The following is a 4,089-nucleotide window of genomic DNA, read 5'->3' as shown; positions in this document are numbered from 1 at the left end:
AAATCATTTGGGCTACTTAACCTATGCTCACAGCTCTTTTTCAAGCTAGGTCTAATGACAACAGAATAAAGACCGCGATCGCAAAAAGACCCAACCACAGTGGCTTGATCAAGAACTGTAACTTCATTAGCCATGCGTGTTTGTTTGGGCGATCGCACTTCGTTTGGTCAGTAGGCTTGTAAATCAGAACCAAATCGCCTTAGGTATATACCCATCTGCGGTGAGCGATCGCCGCTGTTGTGTGCTTCTATGGACTTTCCGTAAAAAGCTTTATCTCAACTGCGGGTGACACAGTTAGCCCTAGCTTGTGTGAAACAGTACCTATTGAACTGTTGAGTGTGCTTCTTGTGAGCTTTTAAAAATTGTCAGCACTAGAATCGAACTCACAAAAACCAGTTACAATGAAAATTCTGCAAATTTCCAGACATGAGTTTTTCAAAGATTCTGGAAAATTATTTTAGGATGCTTAGGGGACTGAAACTATGATTAAGCTTGGCTCACTAGTAAAGTCCTCAAATAATGCTTTGGGGATTGGAAAGGTTATTGACATGACTCATGGCGATATCCTTGTTGAGTATTTCTGCTCACCAGGACAACGCTTGCAAAAATCTTTACCCTTAAATTTACTGTCTCAAGTTAAACTACAGCAACAAACTCGATGCTATATCAAGTTAAAAAACCAAGAAAAATGGATAGTTGGTAGAATTTTTGCTTGGGACGAAGACACTCAAAACTATCAGATTGATTTGCCAGATAAAAAAACTGTAATTGTTACAGAACAAGAAATTTACGTCCGTTGCAATCTAGCGGTCAAAGACCCTATTGAAACTCTAGCGATCAAAGGTCACGAAACGCCTTATTTGCACGATAGAAGATTGGCTTTGCTTAAATGCGTAGTGAAGCAGCAGGCTGTTAGTCGTGGAATGACGGGATTGATTTCGGCAAATATAAATCTTTATCCTCATCAAGTTGAAGTTGTCCGACATGTACTGGAAGATGTAACTCAACGCTACTTACTAGCAGATGAAGGCGGATTAGGAAAAACTATTGAAGCTGGTATAATTCTACGCCAATATCTCCTTGATGAACCAAAAAAAGGCGCTGTGGTACTTGTTCCCGGACATTTACTTCCACAATGGCGCAATGAATTAGAAAAGAAATTTTATATCTCTCATTTTCCAAAACGAGTAGTAGTGCTGGCGTTTGATGATGTACATAAAATCAACCCGAAAGCGAATATTGGCTTACTGATTTTAGATGAAGCTCAGCAAATTGCAGCAATGGCTAATTCTCACGAAACAGCAGTGCGCCAGCGTTTTGAAACTTACAAACATCTAGCCCATAGAAGCGAACGTTTACTTTTATTGTCTACCAGTCCTGTTCTTAAGCATGAACAAGATTTTCTGGTGTTGCTGCACTTACTTGAACCAACAACTTATAAACTTGATAATTTAGAGGGTTTTCATGCTCAAATCCAAAATTGCCAACTCCTTGGTCGAGTTGTCCTCTCATTAAGAAAAGATCCAAATCCTTCAGAGATTAAAAGCAACTTAGAGCAACTGCAAAATTTATTACCTGAAGATAAGTATTTACGAAATCTAACAGAGGATTGGAAACATTGTTTACAAACGAACCCTAGTGAACAAGATACAATTGTCCAGGCAATTTCTACGCACATCAGTGATACCTATCGATTACACCCTCGAGTTCTTTGTAACCGTCGTGCTTGTGTAAAAGATGTCATCTTTAATCGCCAGATTACACCTAAAGAAGAATACGATTTAGATGAGCGCTCTCCTGATATTCATGAACTGATGGAAAAATGGCGTACTGTCGCTCCTAATCAAGAGGCTTATAGACGTATTTTTCTGCTGTTATTCTTAGCTGCTGGTACTTGGTTAGGCATTTTAGAACAAGTAATTGCAGCACGTTTAAGTGGAAATTCTGAGCCTGCACTCATCAAAGAGTTTGGCAATAATGATGTCAATATCTTGACTCAAACTCCAAAGTTTACTGGAGAAGAAGAGATTTTGGGATCTTTGCGACAAATTATTGCCCAACCATCAGAAGATGGCGATCGCATTGAATTACTAAAAATTATACTCCTCTATCGTTTATCAGAAATTCTGGGACTACAATCATTTCGTAGCAATGTTAACCAACTCAGCGACAGAGTAAAACAGAGAATTGAAAGACCTATTCCTGGTGATTCTTGGCCCAAAATTATAATATTCACTGGTTTTAAACAAAGTTGCCTAGAGATCGCTCGTTGCTTATCGATGACTTTTGGTGCAACAAGTGTTGCTGTTCATCAATCTGAACAAAGCTTTGCACAAGTTGAGAAAAATTTAAATCAGTTTCAAAATAACCCTAATTGTTTTATTTTAGTTTGCGATTCTTCTGCTGAGCAAGGCCATAACTTTCAATTTATTGATTGGATGATTAATTTTGACCTTCCTTGGGTACCCAATCAACTAGAGCAAAGAATCACCAGAATTGACCGGATTGGTCGTTCTACAGATATTAATTTTACTGTTTTAGTTGGCGCTGATTTAGAAGATAGTTTTCATAGTGCTTGGTATCAATTCCTAAAAGATGGACTTTTGATCTTCAATCAATCGATTGCCAGTTCTCAATTCTATCTTAATAAGAAGTTACCAGACTTAGAAACAACTCTATTTCATTCAGGTGCCAGTGGACTATTACAAGCTACAGCAACAATTCAACAAGAAATTTCTCAAGAGGAGATAAAAATAAGTGAAGAAAATGTCTTAGATGAGATTAATGCTCAGGAACATGGTAGTACATATTTTCAAGAATTAGATAATTATGATAGTCAACATGTTGAAATCAAACGAGCTATGGAGGGTTGGATTACTCAGGCATTACACTTCAAATCAGTTTATAGTCCAGAATTACCAGATGTGAATTCTTATCAAGCGACAAAGCAAACTTTGGTTAGTGTAGATGAATATAAAACTCATTTTGCTAATAGTAATATAGACCAATTTGGTACTTATAACCGCAGAGTAGCTAACCAGAATCCTGGCATTAAGCTTTTGAGAATTGGAGAAAGATTTGTAGATGCACTTTTGAACTATGTGGAGTGGGATGACCGAGGTCAAGCGTTTGCTATTTGGCGTCAAGATGCATCTTGGGATACTAGTAAAGGAAAGGAGTGGTTTGGTTTTCAATGTAACTATTTAGTGGAAGGCAATCTCAAAGTTACCGATCAAATTTTGACAGGTTATCAACTAGATAATTTGCAATACAATATCTGGAAGCGGCGGATCGATGCTTTATTTCCTCCACTAATTAAAACTATCTTTATTGATGCTCGTTCTGAAGTTCTATGTAATGTTGAAGATGAATTACTCTTAAATATTCTCCAGCGTCCATATAGTAAAGATAAATATAACAAGGGAGCGCAAGATTATAATTTGGCAAAGGAGCGTCTAGAGATTATTGACAATTTTGTTGCCGCTAATAATTGGCAAAACATTTGCTATCAAGTGCGTGATACTTCTAAGCAATTACTTACTGAACGTCTTGATTTTATTCAATTATGCGAACATTATGCTCAAGTTGCTGAGCCAAAGTTAGCGCATAGAGTAGAACAATTACGTTTACGCATGAACCGACAAATTGGAAATTCTACTCTAGCTGAAGAACTAAAGATAGAAACTGCTTTAAGTGCAGCCATTCTTAAAGGAATTCGTCAACCGGAGATTAAACTTGATTCTGTAGGTTTCATTGTTGTATCTGGGCACCCTTTCTCTGGGTATTCCTCGACTAGTTCTTAATACTCTTGTATCAGCCTAGGAGAGCGAATTTTGCTTCAAGTCAAGAGACTTCTTGCAAAAATCCGAATAAGAATAAAAAAAACCACAGATAAACACAGATAAATATCGGTGTTTATCTGCGTTTATCTGTGGTTCGATATTCAAAAAATCGACTTATGCAAGAGACCCCATGAGCTGCGTTCACAAGGAACAATGAAAATCTTAACCCTTCCTTTTCTTCTGCCTCCTGCCCTATTTTCAAGGCAGTCAATCACGGGAAAATCCCACAACCAAGCATGAAAGTATG

At 37.6% G+C, this 4,089-nt stretch carries 1 protein-coding gene; it reads left to right on the top strand.

From position 1 onward, the window contains the following. The first annotated feature begins 482 nt into the window (after positions 1 to 482). A complete protein-coding gene (dpdE, locus tag BV375_RS17285; protein ID WP_086762592.1) occupies positions 483 to 3,803 on the top strand; it encodes a protein DpdE in 3,321 nt (1,106 codons plus the stop codon). Positions 3,804 to 4,089: the final 286 nt, after the last annotated feature.

Origin of the sequence: Nostoc sp. 106C (assembly GCF_002154725.1) — a bacterium.
Classification (GTDB): Bacteria; Cyanobacteriota; Cyanobacteriia; order Cyanobacteriales; family Nostocaceae; genus Aulosira.
The sequence above is the reverse complement of the archived record's forward strand: the minus strand, read 5'-3'. Positions and strand labels throughout refer to the sequence as shown.